This is a genomic window from Leifsonia sp. 1010, from assembly GCF_031455295.1.
Taxonomy (GTDB): Bacteria; Actinomycetota; Actinomycetes; order Actinomycetales; family Microbacteriaceae; genus Leifsonia.
This window is the reverse complement of sequence record NZ_JAVDSL010000001.1, coordinates 1,545,801-1,562,875: the sequence shown is the minus strand read 5'-3', so window position 1 is coordinate 1,562,875 and position 17,075 is coordinate 1,545,801. Positions and strand designations below refer to the sequence as shown.

13 protein-coding genes are annotated in these 17,075 nt (G+C 72.5%); 8 read left to right on the top strand and 5 right to left on the bottom strand.

Going from position 1 to position 17,075, the window contains the following annotated elements; genetic code table 11:
* Positions 1–122 precede the first annotated feature (122 nt).
* Positions 123–824 (top strand): YoaK family protein, encoded by a 702-nt coding sequence (locus tag J2Y42_RS07630; protein ID WP_309856474.1) that lies wholly within the window; start codon positions 123–125, stop codon positions 822–824.
* On the opposite strand, the gene J2Y42_RS07625 is transcribed toward J2Y42_RS07630, so the two are convergent.
* From J2Y42_RS07625 to J2Y42_RS07610, 4 genes are read right to left on the bottom strand one after another with little or no spacing between them, the layout of a single operon-like run.
* Positions 726–1,547: an ABC transporter ATP-binding protein gene (locus tag J2Y42_RS07625; RefSeq protein WP_309856473.1), complete on the bottom strand. Its 822-nt coding sequence runs from the start codon at positions 1,545–1,547 to the stop codon at positions 726–728. The genes J2Y42_RS07630 and J2Y42_RS07625 overlap by 99 nt on opposite strands.
* Positions 1,544–2,461: an ABC transporter ATP-binding protein gene (locus J2Y42_RS07620; RefSeq protein ID WP_309856471.1), complete on the bottom strand. Its 918-nt coding sequence runs from the start codon at positions 2,459–2,461 to the stop codon at positions 1,544–1,546. The genes J2Y42_RS07625 and J2Y42_RS07620 overlap by 4 nt, the downstream gene beginning before the upstream one ends.
* Positions 2,458–5,157 (bottom strand): FtsX-like permease family protein, encoded by a 2,700-nt coding sequence (locus tag J2Y42_RS07615; protein ID WP_309856469.1) that lies wholly within the window; start codon positions 5,155–5,157, stop codon positions 2,458–2,460. The genes J2Y42_RS07620 and J2Y42_RS07615 overlap by 4 nt, the downstream gene beginning before the upstream one ends.
* Positions 5,154–8,231 carry an FtsX-like permease family protein gene (locus tag J2Y42_RS07610; protein ID WP_309856467.1) on the bottom strand — a complete coding sequence of 1,026 codons (3,078 nt, stop codon included), beginning with the start codon at positions 8,229–8,231 and terminating at the stop codon, positions 5,154–5,156. Before J2Y42_RS07610 ends, J2Y42_RS07615 begins: the two co-directional genes overlap by 4 nt.
* A gap of 65 nt (positions 8,232–8,296) precedes the next feature.
* Between J2Y42_RS07610 and J2Y42_RS07605 the strand changes: the two genes are divergently transcribed.
* A complete protein-coding gene (locus J2Y42_RS07605; RefSeq protein ID WP_309856465.1) occupies positions 8,297–9,292 on the top strand; it encodes a hypothetical protein in 996 nt (331 codons plus the stop codon).
* A 58-nt stretch (positions 9,293–9,350) separates the two neighbouring features.
* The gene (locus J2Y42_RS07600; protein WP_309856463.1) at positions 9,351–9,893 is read left to right on the top strand and encodes a GIY-YIG nuclease family protein; all 543 of its coding nucleotides are present in this window, start codon (positions 9,351–9,353) and stop codon (positions 9,891–9,893) included.
* A gap of 724 nt (positions 9,894–10,617) precedes the next feature.
* Here J2Y42_RS07600 and J2Y42_RS07595 read toward each other — a convergent pair.
* Positions 10,618–12,198, bottom strand: a complete 1,581-nt coding sequence (locus J2Y42_RS07595; RefSeq protein ID WP_309856461.1) for an MFS transporter — start codon at positions 12,196–12,198, stop codon at positions 10,618–10,620.
* Positions 12,199–12,363: 165 nt separating this feature from the next.
* Between J2Y42_RS07595 and J2Y42_RS07590 the strand changes: the two genes are divergently transcribed.
* The 5 genes from J2Y42_RS07590 to J2Y42_RS07570 all read left to right on the top strand — a co-directional run bounded on the left by J2Y42_RS07590 (position 12,364) and on the right by J2Y42_RS07570 (position 17,002).
* Complete coding sequence (locus tag J2Y42_RS07590; RefSeq protein ID WP_018189674.1) at positions 12,364–12,930, top strand: TetR/AcrR family transcriptional regulator; 567 nt, start codon at positions 12,364–12,366, stop codon at positions 12,928–12,930.
* A 38-nt stretch (positions 12,931–12,968) separates the two neighbouring features.
* On the top strand, positions 12,969–14,696 hold the full coding sequence (locus J2Y42_RS07585; RefSeq protein WP_309856459.1) for a sodium:proton antiporter: 1,728 nt from the start codon (positions 12,969–12,971) through the stop codon (positions 14,694–14,696).
* Positions 14,697–14,802: 106 nt separating this feature from the next.
* Positions 14,803–14,997 carry a hypothetical protein gene (locus J2Y42_RS07580; RefSeq protein WP_309856456.1) on the top strand — a complete coding sequence of 65 codons (195 nt, stop codon included), beginning with the start codon at positions 14,803–14,805 and terminating at the stop codon, positions 14,995–14,997.
* 30 nt (positions 14,998–15,027) lie between these two features.
* Entirely contained in the window at positions 15,028–15,468 is a 441-nt protein-coding gene (locus J2Y42_RS07575) for a Fur family transcriptional regulator (RefSeq protein WP_309856453.1), read from the top strand.
* Between the two features lie 40 nt (positions 15,469–15,508).
* Positions 15,509–17,002, top strand: a complete 1,494-nt coding sequence (locus tag J2Y42_RS07570; protein ID WP_309856450.1) for a catalase — start codon at positions 15,509–15,511, stop codon at positions 17,000–17,002.
* The last annotated feature ends 73 nt before the right edge of the window (positions 17,003–17,075 follow it).

Below are 17,075 nucleotides of genomic sequence, written 5' to 3'. Positions count from 1 at the left end.
CGTCACGCTATGAGCGTCAAACGCGTTGACGCAAACGGCCGTTACGAAGTCGTTATCGAGCACCCCGATGCGGGCCTCCGCGCGCCCCCGTGCGATCCTGTCTGGGGCAGGAAGGCGGACCGATGACAGACGACAGCAAGCGGCAGAGCGAGATGACCCTCGTGCTGATGCTCGCGCTCACCTTCTCGACCGGGATCGTCGACGCGGTCGGTTACCTGGGCCTCGACAAGGTGTTCGCGGGCAACATGACCGGCAACGTGGTGATCCTCGGAATGGCCATCGTGGGCGCCGAAGGGCTGCCGTGGGTCGGGCCCCTGGTCGCGCTGATCGCGTTCATGGCAGGAGCCGTGATCGGCGGGCGGACGCTGCGGCGCGAGACGATCGGCTGGAACACGCGGACGAGCTGGTCGTTCACCGCTGTCGCCGCCGCTCTGGCGGTACTCACCGGAGTCACGATCGCGACCGGCGGCGTCCCGCCGAAGCCGTGGGAGCTCGGCATCACCGTCCTGCTCGCCGCGGCGATGGGGTTCCAGGCCGCGGTCGCCCGCCACCTGGCGGTGAAGGACGTGACGACGGTCGTCGTGACCTCCACCATCACCGGCCTCGCCGCCGACTCGGTGCTCGCCGGGGGCTCCGGCCAGCCGTGGCGCCGGCGCGCGGGCGCGGTCGTGCTCATCGCGCTGGGCGCCCTGGTCGGGGCGCTCCTGCTGCGATTCGGGATCGCCCTACCGCTCGGACTCGCCACGGTGGTGACCGCGGCCGCCGCCGTCGTCGGCCACTTCGCCGCCCACGAGGGGCGCCGCGTGGCGGCCGCGCGGGCGTGACGTCCCGGCGCCCAGCCGCCCGTCGTGCAGTTCGAGGACACGGTCGGCCCGGGCCATCAGCAACGGATCGTGCGTGGTCACGACCGCGGCGATCCCCTCACCGTGGACGAGGTCGACCAGCAGGTCCATGATCGCCCGGCCGGTCACGCTGTCCAGCTGCCCGGTCGGCTCGTCGGCGAACAGGATGCGCGGCTCACCCGCCAGCGCACGCGCGATGCCGACGCGCTGCTGCTGACCGCCGGAGAGTTCGGTCGGCCGCTGCCGCGCGTGGCCGCCGAGCCCGACGCTGTCGAGCAGCGCCTCCACCCGGGCGTCCCGCTCCGCGGGGGCGATGCCGAGGAGGCGGAGCGGCAGCTCGACGTTCTCCGCCGCGGACAGCACCGGCACGAGTCCGAACGACTGGAAGACGAATCCGGTGCTGCGGCGCCGCAGCTCGACCAGCTGCGCCTCCGACGCCGTCGACAGATCGACGCCGTCGAGCACCACGCGACCGCTGCTCGCCCGGTCGAGGCCGCTCAGCACGTTCAGGAGGGTCGTCTTGCCGGAACCCGACGGGCCCTTCACCACGACGAGCTCACCGGGACGGACGGTCAGGCTCGCTTCGGCGAGCGCCGTCACGGTCCCCGCCGCCGTTTCGAAGGTGCGGGTCACCCCGTCGGCCACGAGCAGCGGGACGTCCTGCTCGCTGTCCGGCCGACCCGGCCGGGTCTCTGCGATCGTCACGGCCTGCCCTCCTCTTCTGCTGCGTGCGGCTCCTCTGCGGCATGCGGCCAGACGCCCACATGGTCCTGCTCCAGCGCCAGGCGGACGCGGTCGCGCATCCCGAGGGTGGTGAGGTACTCCTGCGGCAGCTGCAGCCGCCCCACCCGGTCGAGCACGGCGTACTCCTCGGCGACGGTGTGCTCGTGGCCCTCCGCGTTGACGCCCGTGCGCCGCAGCACCTCAGTCGCCGTGCGCCCGTCGCGGATCTGGACGGTGCGCGCCACATGCTCCGAGACGGTGGGGTCGTGCGTGACGATCAGCGTGGTGACGCCGAGTTCGCGGTTGACCCCGCGCATGGCCTCCAGCACCTCGGCACTGGTGGCCTCATCCAGCTCGCCCGTCGGTTCGTCGGCGAGCAGCACCCGCGGCTCGTTGGCCAGGGCGACCGCGATCGCGACGCGCTGCTGCTCCCCGCCGGACATCTCGGTCGGGCGGCGGTCGGCGCAGTGCCCGACCTCGAGCAGCTCCAGCAGTTCGGCGGCGCGTCGGTCGCGGTCGCCGGTTCCGGCGACGGACATCGCGAGGGCCAGGTTCTCGCGGGCGGTCAGGTAGCCGAGGAGGTTGCGGGAGGTCTGCTGCCAGACGAATCCGACCGTCCGTCGCCGGTAGTCCACGCGCTCGCGGCTGCGCAGCGCGAGCAGGTCGCGGCCGGCCACGGTCACCGACCCGGCCGTCGGCTTGTCGAGTCCGGAGAGGATGCCGAGCAGCGTCGACTTGCCGGAGCCGGACGCCCCGACGATGGCGACCAGGCCACCGCTCTCGACGCGCAGGGTGAGCCCTTGCAGTGCCTGCACCTCGATGCCGTCGGCCGTGAAGATGCGCACCAGGTCGGTGCAGTCGATGGCTGCGTCGGCAGGGGCGGTCACGGTGGTCATTCTCCTCCTCCGATGCGCAGCACGGCCGCCGCCGAACGGCGACGTGCCGCCGCGAGGGCGACGAGCGTCGCCACGACGGCGACGACGACGAATCCGGCCAGCGCCGCAGCGACCAGCAGAGGGTCCTGCACGACGGGCGGCTGGACGGGACTGCCGGTGAAGCCGCGCAGGTCGAGCGGCTCCAGCACGACGGCGGGCAGCACGAGCCCGACGACGGCTCCGGCGAGGATGCCCACGACGAGCACCGGCCCCAGCTCCCAGGCGAGCACCCCGGCGGTCTGGCGCGAGGTGTATCCGATGGTCCGCAGCGTCGCGACGAGCCGCACCCGCGCCGACGTGTTGATGACCAGCGTGAGAAGCAACGCGGCCACGCAGAGCAGGACGGTCAGCCCGATGGACAGCATGGCCAGCAGCTCGGTGCCCGCGACCAACGGGGACGACCGCAGGGCGTCGCGCTCGGCGATCGCGTCGCCGACCACGGCTCCCTCCCCGCCGATCCGGGCGAGCTCGGCGTGGATGCGTGCCGCATCCGCGCCGGGAGCGAGCTTCACCAGCACGGTCTGCGGACGACCCGAGATGTCGCTCGACGCCGGGAGCCCTGCGGAGTCGAGGAAGACCCATTCCGCATCGCGTACGTAGACACCGGGAACGAAGTCGAGCTCCTTCACCCCCAGGTGCACATTGGTTCCGCCAGTGACGACGAGCGCGCTGGTGATGGGGATCTGGCTCGACCAGCCGCCCAGTGCGGCCGCGGTGCGCCCGGGGATGCCGCCCTTCAGGGCGGTGGAGAGCCGCGCCTCGGGCGGCAGGTCCGCCTGCACCGCGTCCAGCCGTCGGGGGTCCACGAGGTAGCCGGAGACGTCCGACGACACTCCGCCCGCCGTCAGACGCAGGCCTCCGGCCCACTCCACCGTCGCGGTGCGCTGGACGCCCGACAGGCCGGCGACCGCATCCACCTGCCGCTGGCTGAGAGTGGATGCGGCGGTGAGCGACAGATCCGCCCCGACCCGGATGCGCGCACCCTCCGCCACTCCGGCGGTCGCCGTGGCCAGCATGCTGACGGAGAAGAGCGCGATGCTCACACCGGCGACGAGGGTGAAGACCGGCCAGAGCAGTCCGGACCGCGATCGGCGGGCCGCCGAAGCGCCTAGGAATGCCACCGGTCCCCGGCCCCGCCGGAAGACGGCCGCGATCCAGCCGATCGGGTACCGGATCACCCGCACGACGACCACGCAGGCGGCGAGCGCCACGAGCACCGGGGTGGCGGCGGTGAGGGGGTCGACGTCGAGTCCGGCACTCGGCGATGCGAGGCCGCGTCGGGTGAGCAGTACGACGCTGAGCACCGCCAGCCCGATCACCACGGTCTCGGCCACCCATGACCAGCGCGACCGCCCGCCCGTCTCGACCGTCGGAGACAGCGGCCCCGCAGCCACCACCAGCGCGATCGGGGGCAGCACCGCGCAGAAGCCCGCGAGGGCGACCGGGAGTGCCAGCGGAACGCCGCCGGGCGTCAGCGCGACCGCCGCGATCAGTCCGAGCGCCGCGGCGGGGAGCGACACGAACAACCCCTGCGCCGCCAGCTCGGAGCGGAGGCGGACCGGGGATGCGCCGCGCGCGGTCATCAGGGCGAGCGCCGGTCGCCGGCGGTCCAGCACCAGGCGAGCCCCCTGCGCGAGAACGGTCAGGGCGACCACCAGGGGGCCGCTGACGAGGATCGCGAACAGGGTCTGAGCCGGCTGCGCGCGGGCCACGAACTCGTCGAGCGGCCCCTGCACCGCGGTGGCGATCGCCAGCGGGACGGCCGCGCCGCCCACCGTGGCCGACAGGGGCGATGCCAGGAACCCGCCCAGTGCGCTCCGCACGGCGGGGAGGGTCTCGGAGCTGAACCGCTGCGGCTCGACGGGGAACCAGACGGAGGCGAAGGTCGCGTCGAGGCGCGGTGCGAGCGCGGTCCACGTTCCGGGATCGACCCATGCGACCGCTCCGAAGTCCTTGCCGGCGTCGCCCCGGTCGACGAAGTGACCGCGCGCCCGGCTGACGTCGAGATCCCAGAAGTCGGCGGACGCATCCCGCGGCGCGATCGTTCCCGTCAAGCGGAAGGTGAGCGCCTCTCCCGGCGCGGTCGAGGACTGCCGGTCCTCGCCGACGCGCCAGCCGAGCAGCCGTGCGGCATCGGCTGCGAGCACCACCGGGATCGGCGCAGCCGTCGGTGCCCCGGTCGCTGTCGGCCACGTGCCGTCCACGAGCCGCGCCGTCTTCCGCAGGTCCCGGTAGGCCTCGACGGTGACCGCGTAGTGGCTGTTGCTCTCGGCGCCCGCGGGAGCGGGCGTCGGCAGCTCGTCGCTCCGCGCCGCGGCGTCACCCGCTGCGGTCACGGCCCGGAGCGTCGGCGCCATCCGGTCGCGGACGTTCTCCGCGATGCCGGGCAGGCCGTTCCACAGCTGGACCGGATCGACAGCAGGGCCGTTGGAGATCAGGCCGGTGCGGATCGCGGTGGTGAGGTCGCGCCCGCCCGCCCCCGCCTGCTGGAGTTCGTGGCGGAGCTCGCCGCCCAGGATCTCGCTGCTCACGCGGGGCCATGCCGCCAGAGCGGTCGCCGTCACGAGCGCGACGACACCGAGCAGGGCGAGGCCGCCGCCGAACGCGCGGAGCGAGCGGAGGAACAGCCGGAAGTCCGACACGGGACGCGCGTTCACCGGGTCTCCTCCCGGTAGGCCGTGTCGTGCACCTGCCGGCGCACGGACCGCCCGTACGCCCAGACGGCGACGGCGAGAGCAGCGACGAGGGCGACGAGGCCGATCCCCATCCCGAGCGGATCCACGCGCCCCTGCACTGACAGCGTCGACGGCGCTGTCACGACCGAGAGCCGTGCAAGGGTGTTGCCGACGAGCAGCACGACGACCACTCCACCGGCCAGGCCGAACAGGGCCGCTGCCGCCGAGACCCCGATGACCTCGGCCCGTCGCGTCCATGCCTGCTGCTTCGCCGACAGGCCGACAGCGCGGAGCACGACGACCTCGCCCCGGCGACGGCGCAGCGCCGACGAGATCGCGGCCGCCACCGCGGCGACGGCCAGAAGCGCACAGCCCGCCGCACCCAGCCAGGTGCTCAGCACCGCCCCGCTGAGGAAGCGCGACACGAAGTCCCCCTCCGCGGTGGTGACCACCGCATCCCGTCCGGCGACCCCTGCGGCAGCGCGCTCGAGGGCCTCCGTGTCCCCACCGGTGGCCCAGATCGACGTCGCCCGCGACACCGAGGGCGTCGTGCGGAGCAACTGCGCGGTCACCGCGGAGTAGTCGGCGAGCACGGCGCGCTCCGCCGTCGTCCCGGGCAAAGCCGGGACGATACGGGCGACGGTCGCGGTCAGTCCACCGATCGGGCTGTTCACGTCGATCTGCTGACCCACCCGGAGGGAGTCGTCGGCGGCGAGAGCCGACGTGACGGCGACCCGCAGCGTCGGCTCGGCATCCGGAACGAAGCGGACCGTCGCTCTCCCCTCCAGCAGGGCGGCGGTCGCGCGTCCGGCTCCGGCGGCTCGGAACGGCGTCTCCGACCCGAACGACGCCGGCGCGAGCGACCACTCCCCGGCCGGCTTCGACGCGACGGGCAGGCCGGTCACGGCGACCGTCACGTCGGTCGCCCCCGCGGACTCGGTCGTGACGTCCACGGCGACGAGCCGCCGCCCGAGGTTCTCCGGCAGCTCGACGACGACGTCGCCCGAGGCGCTCGGCCGCGCGGTGACCGGCACGGCCTCGCCCGCTGCCGTCGCCATCCACACCGTCGTCTCTGTCGGCGTCGCGGCGCCGGAGCTCGGGCCCTGTCCCGAGACCGCCGTCACGCGCAGCGCCACCGACCGGGTGTCGGCGGGCAGGTCGGCTCCCGGCAGCCCGGCCCCGTCGGGGAGGGATGCGGCGAGCGCCCCCGTGTCGAGCAGGTATCCGCCCACAGGAACGAGAGCGGGGAGCCGACCGGTGTCCATGACGATCACGGAGGCATCCGTGTCGCCGATGGTGGCGTCCTCGACGATGGCGGGCGACGCTGTGACACCCGTGTTCTGGAGCCGTTCGGCGCCGGACAGGTCGCTTCCGTCATTCGGGCTGCCGCCGACACCGAGATCGGCGCGGACCGCTCCTCCGGTGGTCAGCAGGGTGGAGTCACGGAGGAAGCCGGAGAACGTGCCCGCGTATCCCGCCGCGAACGTCAACGCGCCGACCGTCAGGACGATGAGGGCGACGGGTCCTGAGAACAGCGCGATCCCGCGACCGACCTGGCGCGCGGGGAGCACACCGGCGACGCCGCGTCCGCGACCCGCGAGCCGCTCGACGGCACCCGCCGCCGGACCGAACAGAGACAGCCCGAGGAGTGCGATGGCGCAGAGCACCGCCGCCGGAGCGATGACGCCGGCCGGGTCGATCCCTCCCCCGCCGCCCGAGGCGGCCGACGAGCTGAACACCACGAAGCGCCACAGGGCGACGCCCGCGACGATGATCGCCAGCACCGCGAGGCCGGCGGAGACGGCGGTCCTGCCTCGGCCGGCCTCGACGGCTCCAGGAGCGTCGGTGAGGGAACGCGCCGACAGCACGGTCGTCAGCGTGGCGGCGGCCAGGGCGGCGACGAGGGCGGCGAGCGGCGGGAGCAGCACATCCACCGCTCCCGGGAGCCCCGCGGAGGGCCCTCCGGTGAGTGCGAGGAGCGTCAGCTGGGCGGCAGCGGTGCCCACGATCACCGCGACGAGGGCGACCGCGCCCGACTCCACAGCCGCCGCGCGGGCGAGCCATGGAAGGGTCACGCCGCGCGACCGGAGGAGCCGCGTCTCGACGAGGCGCGCGTCGGCCAGCAGACGGCCGAGCAGCGCCAGCGCGATCACCGCGCACACGGCGAGCACGCTCAGCGGGATGGGGATGACGGCGCGCAGGGCGACGACCGAACGCTCCATGGCCGACGTCGTCGCGAGCGCCCGTCCGTTCGACGAGAACGGGCTGGCGGCCGCGGTCGAGTCCTCGCTCAGGGCGTCCGCGACGGCGGCCAGCCCGGACTGCAGCCTCGGGAGTTGTGCGGCGGTGACCCTGTCGGCGTCCGGGGTGAGCACCCACTGCACCGACGTGCCGTCGCCCGCTTCGGCCGCCACCGCGTCCGGGACGATCGCTCGGCCGTCCGTTCCGCCGGCACCGCTCCCAAGGCCCAGCCACGCCGGCGACGCGGGGGCGACCGGACTCCAGAGGCCCACCACGGTGACGGTGACCGGGGCATCCGGGCCGGAGAAGACGACCGTGTCGCCGAGAGCCAGCCGGTGCGTGCGGGCGAACTCGGCGTCGACCGCCGCCTCGCCCGTCGACGGCGTGGAGGTGGATGCGGGCCAGCGTCCCGACGTCAGCCGCACCCGCTCCCGCAGGTCGTCGGAGGCGACCAGCAGGGTCGCGCTGCCGCCGCCCGCCGCACCGACCGACGGCACGAACGCCGTCTGCGCGATCCGCAGCGGCACCCCCCGGAACTGCCGCGCCACGACCGACCGCACCGCGGCATCCTGAACCGCCGGATCGGAGCCCTGCGACGCCTGCAGCGCGAGCGAGGTCGCCGCCGGCGGCTCGTGCTGCAGCGTGGCCCGTACCGCTGTGTCCGGAGAACGGAGCGCCAGCCCGGTCATCAGCGACGCTAGGAACGCGATCACCACCACGACGAGACCGGTGGACACGAGCGTCCCGCGCTGCGCTCGGCTCCGCAGCAGCCAGAACGGGCGGACTCGACCGAGCCGCCCGTCCTCTGCACGCATTGTCCCAACGTAGCGCGAGCGGGGCGCCCGTCCCGGCACCGCGCACGCGGTACTACATTGTGTCGGTGACCACTGCGACGCCGCTGCTGCTCGGCCCGAACCAGCCTCTCGACCGGCCGTACCGGGGTGGTGCAGGCATCGCCCGATTCCGCGGCACACCGCAGCCGAGCCCGTTCACGCCCGAGGACTTCGTCGCCTCGACCACCGAGGTCTTCGCGGGCGGCGGCGTGGGTCTCACCGTGCTGCCCGACGGCCGTACACTGCGCGACGCGGTCGCCGCCGACCCCGTGGCCTTCCTCGGCGAGGAGCACGTCGCCCGCTACGGCGCACGCACGATGCTGCTCGTGAAGCTGCTCTACACCGCAGAGCGGCTGTTCGTCCACTACCACCCGGACGACGCCTTCGCCGCGCGCCACCTGAACAGCGCTCTCGGCAAGACGGAGGCGTGGGCGGTCATCGAGGCCGACACGGGCGCCTCCGCGTTCCTCGGATTCCGCCGTCCCGTGTCGACGGACGAGGTGCGCCGCTGGTGGGACGGCCAGGACGCCGACGCGATGCTCGATGCGATGAACGCGGTCCCGCTGGCCGCCGGTGACACGCTGCTCGTCCCGGCCGGGCTCGCGCACGCGATCGGACCCGGCGTGACCCTCGTCGAGCTGCAGCAGCCCACCGACCTCTCGGTCCTGCTGGAGCGACGGATGCTCTCCGAGCACGACGCGCTGCTGGGCCTCGACCTCCGGACCGCGATCGACGGACTGACCCGGGAGGTCACGCCCGAGGAGCGGATCGCCGACCTGCGGCAGGGGCGCGGTGCGGAGACGCTGTTCCCGGGCGATGCCGATCCGTTCTTCTCGGCGGAGCGCATCCACGTCTCCGGCTCGCGCGAACTCGAGCCCGGGTTCTCCGTGCTCGTCGTGCTCGGCGGAGAGGGGACGCTGGAGACGAAGGGCGGAGCGGCCGTGCCGCTCGGTCGTGGTGCGACGGTGCTCACCGCGTTCGCCGACGGGCCGATCGGGGTGAGCGGGGACCTGGACCTGATCCGGTGCCGCCCGCCGCGCTGAGGCGCAGCGCGCTCTTCCGGGTGGGTCCACTGTCGGCGGGCGCGGCTACTCTCACCTCATGGACACCGTCTGCGCGCTCTGCGGTAATCGCGCGCATTCCGGCGCGACCCTCCGGCTGTGCCTCACGCACCTGCTGGAGGCGCACGATCTTGTCGACGCCGAGTTCGGTGTGACGGACGTGCTGCCGTCGCCGTGCGCGTTCTGCGGTTCACGGCTGGGCGTCCGGTACCCGTCGGGGTGGCTGTGCGCGGTGTGCGAGTGGAGGGTCGGCGAGCCGCCTCCGGAGGGGCCGGCCGCATCCCGGGTGGATGTGGTCTACTACCTGCGCTTCCGTGACCGCATCAAGATCGGCACGACCGCGAACCCGGCGCAGCGGTTCTCGGCGCTCCCCCACGACGAGGTGCTCGCCTTCGAGCGCGGGGACCGGGCCGTCGAGCACCGCCGCCACGAGCAGTTCGCGCACCTGCGCATCCCGGGCACCGAGTGGTTCGAGACCGACCCGGCGCTGCTCGCCCACGTGGAGCTCGTCCGCGCCGGCGCCGACGACCCGTGGGCGGTGCTCGCGCGCTGGCGCAGCGAGGCCGCGGCCCTCCGCGTCTGACCGGCGCTCGCGTCGGACGGCCGCCTCCGGCGCCCAGCGTCGGACAAAAGGCCCCAATACTCCGACCCACCGCGGTACCGATGGAGATTCGAGCACACAACCGGCAGGTCTCCGACGGTAGCCGGCAGAACTCCGACCGCGCCCAGCGTCGGAGAGAGTGCCCCAAGTCTCCGACGCACCGCGGCGCGGATGGAGATCCGAGCGCACAACCGGCAGGTCTCCGACCGCAGCCCCCAGAACTCCGACCGGGATCAGCGTCGGACAAAAGGCCCCAAAACTCCGACGCACCGCGGCGCGGATGGAGATTCGAGCGCACAACCGGCAGGTCTCCGACCGTAGCCGGCAGAACTCCGACCGCGACCAACGTCGGAGAGAGTGCCCCAAGTCCCGACGCACCGCGGTATGGACGGAGATCGAGCACAAGACCGGCGGGCCACCGACCGCAGCCCCCAGAACTCCGACCGCGACCAACGTCGGAGAAAGTGCCCCAAGTCTCCGACGCACCGCGGTACGGATGGAGACCCGAGCGCACAACCGGCAGGTCTCCGACCGTGGCCGGCAGGACTCCGACCCAAGAACAGCGTCGGAGAAAGTGCCCCAAAAGTCCGACGCACCGCGGCGCGGATGGAGATCCGTGCGCGGGAGCGCCGGATCTCCGACGGTACGGACAGCACGGAGGCCCGGACCCACTCGGGCCCGGGCCTCCGTGCAGGGACGCGACGGGTCAGGCGACCTCGAGGCTTTCGCGGCGTCCGTCGCGCGGGGTGACGGACAGCTCCCCCTCGACCTTCGCGGCGAGGCGAGCCATCTCGGCCGCTTCGGCCTCGGCGGAGGACAGCGCGGCGATGTCCACCACCGCGCCGGCGGGATCGACCGTCTCCACGACCGCGGTCGCGACGATCTCCTCAGCCTCGGCCTCGACGCGGCGCCGCGCCGCCCGCATCAGGAACGCGGCCACGACGGTCACCACCCCCGCCGCGAGCGCCAGCACGCCCGCCGTCGTGAACCCTTCGGTGTAGCCGGACTCCGCGGGGAGCCCGTCCGGGGCGATCGCGCCGGTGACGAGGGCGGTCATCACGGCCGCCCCGACCGCCGACCCGACCGTGCGCAGGTTGGCGTTCATCCCACTCGCGATTCCGGTCTGCGTGGCCGGAACGCTCTGCACCACCACGCTCGTGATGGCCGCGTAGATGAGGCCGAGTCCGATGCCGAACACGCCGGACGCGGCTGCGACGGCCACGAGCGATCCGTGGAGGTAGGCGAGTGAGAGGGCCGCTGCCCCCATGAGCACAGCCGAGACCACGATCTGCGCGCGGAAGCCGACCCAGCGGGCGAGCGGGCCGCTCAGGAAGCCGGTCACGGCCATGGTCACCAGCATCGGGAGCATCAGCATCCCCGACTCCGCCACGGATGCGCCCAGACCGTAGCCGGTCGAGGTGGGCGTCTGCACGAACCGCGGGAAGAAGGCGAAGATCGCGAACATCGAGGCGCCGATGAAGACGGCCGCCGCGTTCATGGACCAGACGCCCGGCTCGCGCATGAGCCGCATGTCGACGAGGGGATGCCGCGAGCGCAGCTCGACGATGATCCAGCCGGCGAGGAGCAGCGCGGCCGCGACGAACAGCCCGATCACGCCCGGCGACGACCAGCCCCACTGCGCGCCGGTGCTCAGCGGCAGGAGGAGGGCGACGAGCCAGCTGGAGAGCAGCACGGCGGCCCACGGGTTCACGCCACCGGTCGCCCGGGTGGGCGACTCGGGGATGAAGATCAGCGCGAGAACAGCGGCGGTCACCGTCAGGGCGACGGGGAGCAGGAACAGGCCGCGCCAGCTGAGCGCGTCGGCGAGGGGTCCGGCGAGCACCGTCCCGAGCCCGCTGCCGATGGCGATGATCGAGGCGATGGCGCCGATCGCGGACGGGAGGCGGCGCGCGGGGAACTCGTCGCGGATGATGCCGAAGGCGAGCGGGAACATCGCCCCGCCGAGGCCCTGGATGACGCGACCGGCGATGACGACGCCGATCGACGGAGCGACGGCGGCCACGACGCTTCCGAGAGCGACGGCCAGGAGCGCGAGGACGAGGATGCGACGCTTGCCGACGAGGTCGCCGACGCGACCGAGCAGGGGCGTCGCGACCGCGGCGGCGATGAGCCACGCGGTCATGGTCCAGGTGACGCCTGCGGTCGTGGTGTGCAGGTCGGACTGGATGACGGGGAGGACGGGGACGACGAGCGACTGGAGCGTCGCGAAGGAACCGACGCTGAGCGCCAGGATGGCGAAGGTCAGTCCGGGATGGGATCGAGACATTGTCCGGGGTTTCCGTTTCTCGAGAGGTGCCGAAAGGCGTAGAATTGGAGGGAGGCTCCGTTCGGAGGGTTCCTCCGGTTACGGTCATCACATTACCGGAGGGTGCCTCCGCTTCGCAACCTCGAGTTTTCGACCCCCGAGGTCCGACCCGAAAGGACAGCTGCCGTGACCGGCACCGAGACCACCGCACCGAGCGTCGCCCGACCGCAGCGGGCGGATGCCCGACGCAACTTCGACGCGCTGCTCGCCGCCGCGCGAGAGGCGTTCGCCGAGCAGGGACCGAATGCCTCGCTCGAGGACATCGCCCGCCGCGCCGGGGTCGGGATCGGGACGCTGTACCGCAACTTCCCCACGCGCGACTCGCTGGTGGAGGCCGTGTACATCGACGAGGTGGCCGCCGTCGTCCGCGCAGCGGAGGAGGCGGGATCGCTCGAGCCGTGGGAGGCCGTCCAGGCGTGGCTCCGCCGCTTCATCGCCTACGTCGGCACCAAGCGCGCGCTCATCGAGGGCCTCAACAAGGACTCCCCCGTCCTGCTCAGCTGCCGTACCTCGCTCTACGACGCCGGCGAGCCGCTGGTGCGCCGGGCGCAGCAGGCGGGTGAGTTGCGCTCCGACGCGACCATCGGGGATGTGATCCGCATGGTGTCCGGGATCGCCGGGGTCGCGTTCGACGACGACCAGCAGCGCGACCGCGTCCTCGCCATGGCCATCGACGGCCTCCGCCCCCGCTGACCCGGGCGCCCCGCCGGACGGCCCCGTACGCTTAGAGGATGGAGCTGGGCGTCTATGCGGTGATCGCTGTGGCGGTCATCGTCGGCGTGGCCGCGTTCTCGCGCAAACTCGGCATCGCGGCTCCGATCATCCTCGTCATCGTCGGCGTCACCCTGTCGTTCCTGCCCGGCGTGCCCGAGATCGAGGTGCCGCCCGAGATCATCCTCGACGGGCTCCTCCCGCCGATCCTGTACGCAGCGGCCATCAGCGTCCCGCTGACCGACTTCCGGCGGAACCTCGCCCCGATCGCCGGACTCTCCGTCGTCCTGGTCGTGATCACGGCCTTCGCCTCCGGTTTCGTCCTGTTCACGATGCTGCCGGACCTCAACCTCGCCGCCGCCATCGCGCTCGGCGCGATCATCAGCCCGCCCGACGCCGTGGCGGCCACGTCGATCGGCCGCAAGCTCGGCCTCCCGCCCCGTCTTCTGACCGTGCTGGAGGGTGAGGGCCTGGTCAACGACGCCACCGCCCTCGTGCTCCTGCGTACGGCCCTCGCGGCTGCGCTCGGCGCCCTCGCGACCCCCTGGGCGGGCGTCGTCGACTTCATCTCCGCCGTGGTCATCGCGCTCGTCGTCGGGCTGGTCGTCGGCTTCGTCTCGGTCTGGGTGCGGTCGAAGCTCAGCGACCCCGTCCTCGACACGGCGCTCTCCGTGGTGGTCCCGTTCGCCGCCTTCGCGCCGACCGAGGCGCTGCACGGCTCCGGCGTGCTCGCCGTCGTCATCACCGGCCTCTACACCGGTCACGCCGCACCGCGTCAGTTCAGCGCGCAGGCGAGGATCAGCGACCAGATCAACTGGCGAACCATCCAGTTCCTGCTCGAGAACGGCGTCTTCCTGCTGATCGGGCTCGAACTGCGGACGCTGGTCGGCGACGTCGAGAACCCGGAGGTGCTGAGCGTGTGGAACGCGGTGGGTCTCGGACTCATCGCCGTGCTGTCGCTCATCATCATCCGCTTCGTGCTGATCGTCCCGCTCATCTACGGCCTGCGAAGACGCGCGGAGCTCGCCGAACGCTCGGTGCTGCGGGAGTGGTTGATGATCAGCTACTTCCGCGACCATCCCGTCCGCTACCGATGGCAGGCGCTGCGCAAACAGCGAGCCGAGCAGCGGTACGAGCGGCATCGCACGGACCTCGAGGAGTACCGGCAGGAGGCGATCGACTGGAAGGGCGGCGTCGTCCTCGGCTGGGCCGGGATGCGCGGCGTCGTGACCCTCGCGGCGGCGCAGTCGCTGCCCAGCGAGATCCCGTACCGCCCTCAGCTCATCCTCATCGCGTTCACCGTGGCCTTCGTGAGCCTCGTCGTGCAGGGCGGGACGCTCCCCTGGCTGATCCGGACCCTCGGCCTCCAGGGAGCGGATGCCCGCGAGGACCGTCGGCTGCTCGCGCAGCTCCTCGACGACCTGAGCGAGGCGGGGCTCTCTGTGCTCGACGACCCGGAGACCGCGTTGCAGACGTCGACGCCGATCGATCCGGAGGTCGTCGAGCGGGTGCGGCAGTCGTCGTACCTGCGAGCGGAGTCCGCGTGGGAGCGCACCTTGCTGAGCGATGCCCCGCAGGACAGCCGCCCGCACCACGTGTACCGGACGCTGCGGCTCGCCGTCGTCGACGCCGAGCGCGAGCGCCTGCTGCTCGAGCGCTCCCGCGGGTCGTACCCGTCGCGCGTCCTCACCGAGGCGCAGGCACTGCTCGACCTGGAGGAGACCCGCCTCCGTTCGCGCTCGCGCTAGCAATTCCTGACAGACGTCTGCGAACGCCCGGCTCCGGCGTCACGACCGCTCCATCGTTTCGTCTCAAGTGAGTGACACCCGCAGGGGGCGGGAGGAGAGGAGCGTCATGGAACTCACTGTGATTCGCAGCCGCGACCGACGTCGCATGGTCGTCGCCGTCGAGGCCGAGACCGAGGGCGACGCCCTGCGCACGATCAGCAAGGCCATCGGCCCGGTCACCATCGCACACGAGAAACTGCCGACCCGCCGCTCGCGCGGGGAACTCGGGCGGCGCCACGCCCGGGTCATCACGTATTTTTAGTAATTCAAAATGACGGGCTAGGGTCGAGTCATGGACACGGCACGGCTCGAGAGCGCACTGCGCGAGGCCGGCCTGAAGGCGACCCGCGGCCGGGTAGCGGTGCTGGAAGCGCTGACGGACCGACCACACGCCGACGCGGAGACCGTCTTCCGGACGGTGCTGCCGTCGCTTCCGGGCACGTCGATCCAGAACGTGCACAACGTTCTGGGCGACCTGACCGCGGCGGGACTGCTGCGGCGGATCGAGCCGGCGGGCTCCGCCGCGCTCTACGAGCGACGCATCGGTGACAACCACCACCACGTGGTGTGCACCGGATGCGGCGCGGTCGCCGACGTCGACTGCGTCGTCGGTCACGCGCCCTGCCTGCATCCCTCGGATGCGGGAGGCTTCGCGATCGACACGGCCGAGGTCACCTTCTGGGGCCTGTGCCCGTCCTGCCAGGAGCGCGCCACGCGCGCTCAGCAATCCTGAACGCTCAGACTCGCGAGCGCTCACCGACACCGGGAGAACTATGACGGACGACTACACCACGACCCAGACCGGAACCCCCGTCGCCAGCGACGCCCACTCGCTGACGGCGGGACGCGACGGCGTCACCGCGCTGCACGACCGCTACCTCGTCGAGAAGCTCGCCCAGTTCAACCGTGAACGCATCCCCGAGCGCATCGTCCACGCGAAGGGCGGCGGAGCCTTCGGCGAGTTCGTCGTCACCGGCGACGTGACGGCCTACACCAAGGCGGCGGTGTTCCAGCCCGGCACCGCCACCCGCACCCTCCAGCGGTTCTCGTCGGTCGCCGGCGAGCAGGGCTCACCCGACACCTGGCGCGACGTGCGCGGCTTCTCGGTGAAGTTCTACACGACCGAGGGCAACTACGACATCGTCGGCAACAACACCCCCGTCTTCTTCATCCGCGACGGCATCAAGTTCCCCGACTTCATCCACTCGCAGAAGCGCCTTCCCGGCTCCGGCCTCCGCGACGCCGACATGCAGTGGGACTTCTGGACGCTGTCGCCCGAGTCGGCCCACCAGGTCACCTACCTCATGGGCGACCGCGGACTCCCCCGCTCGTGGCGGACCATGCCCGGCTACGGCTCGCACACCTACCAGTGGATCAACGCGGCGGGCGAGCGCTTCTGGGTGAAGTACCACTTCCACTCGCTGCAGGGCAACGAGGAGATCACGGGCGTCGAGGCGGAGCAGCTCGCCGGCGCCGACGCGGACTACTACCGCCGCGACCTGTACGAGGCGATCGAGCGCGGCGACTTCCCGGCGTGGCGCGTGTCCGTCCAGGTCATGCCGTACGAGGACGCCAAGACGTACCGCTTCAACCCGTTCGACCTGACCAAGGTGTGGCCGCACAGCGACTACCCGCTGATCGAGGTCGGCATCCACACCCTCAACGAGAACCCGCAGAACTTCTTCGCGGAGATCGAGCAGGCCGCGTTCTCCCCGGCGAACACCGTTCCCGGCATCGACATCAGCCCCGACAAGATGCTGATGGCCCGCGTGTTCTCCTACCCTGACGCCCAGCGCTACCGCGTCGGCACCAACTACAACGAGCTGCCGGTTAACCGCCCGGTCGCCCCGGTGCACAACTACTCGCAGGACGGCGCGGCGCGCCACGGCTTCAAGCCGGCGGACGCCCCGGTGTACGCGCCCAACTCGTTCGGCGGCCCGTCCGCCCAGGCGGACCGCGCCGGCGAGGGCTCGTGGGAGTCCGACGGCGCGCTCGTCCGCTCGGCGGCGACGCTGCACGCGGAGGACGACGACTTCGGCCAGGCCGGCACGCTGTACCGCGAGGTGTTCGACGACGCGGCACGCGCCCGGTTCCTCGACACGATCGCCGGCGCCGTCGGAGGGGTGAAGCGCGAGGACATCCGCGAGCGCGCCATCCAATACTGGACGAACGTGGACGCATCCCTCGGCCGTGCGCTGCGCGACCGCCTCGACTCGGCGGCGCAGACCCCGGACGAGGCTGCGGAGTACGTGGGCGTCGCCGAGTAGGCACGACCCGTCCACAGGCGCGGCACGCCGTCATCCCGCTCGGGATGGCGGCGTGCCGCGTTTCGGAGACCGC

What these genes read in the sequence shown, in the direction of transcription:
- J2Y42_RS07575 (WP_309856453.1), top strand. Translation starts at nt 15,028, where the DNA reads ATGGACACGGCACGGCTCGAGAGCGCACTGCGCGAGGCCGGCCTGAAG.
- J2Y42_RS07595 (WP_309856461.1), bottom strand. Translation starts at nt 12,198, where the DNA reads ATGTCTCGATCCCATCCCGGACTGACCTTCGCCATCCTGGCGCTCAGC.
- J2Y42_RS07630 (WP_309856474.1), top strand. Translation starts at nt 123, where the DNA reads ATGACAGACGACAGCAAGCGGCAGAGCGAGATGACCCTCGTGCTGATG.
- J2Y42_RS07600 (WP_309856463.1), top strand. Translation starts at nt 9,351, where the DNA reads ATGGACACCGTCTGCGCGCTCTGCGGTAATCGCGCGCATTCCGGCGCG.
- J2Y42_RS07580 (WP_309856456.1), top strand. Translation starts at nt 14,803, where the DNA reads ATGGAACTCACTGTGATTCGCAGCCGCGACCGACGTCGCATGGTCGTC.
- J2Y42_RS07570 (WP_309856450.1), top strand. Translation starts at nt 15,509, where the DNA reads ATGACGGACGACTACACCACGACCCAGACCGGAACCCCCGTCGCCAGC.
- J2Y42_RS07585 (WP_309856459.1), top strand. Translation starts at nt 12,969, where the DNA reads ATGGAGCTGGGCGTCTATGCGGTGATCGCTGTGGCGGTCATCGTCGGC.
- J2Y42_RS07610 (WP_309856467.1), bottom strand. Translation starts at nt 8,231, where the DNA reads ATGCGTGCAGAGGACGGGCGGCTCGGTCGAGTCCGCCCGTTCTGGCTG.
- J2Y42_RS07620 (WP_309856471.1), bottom strand. Translation starts at nt 2,461, where the DNA reads ATGACCACCGTGACCGCCCCTGCCGACGCAGCCATCGACTGCACCGAC.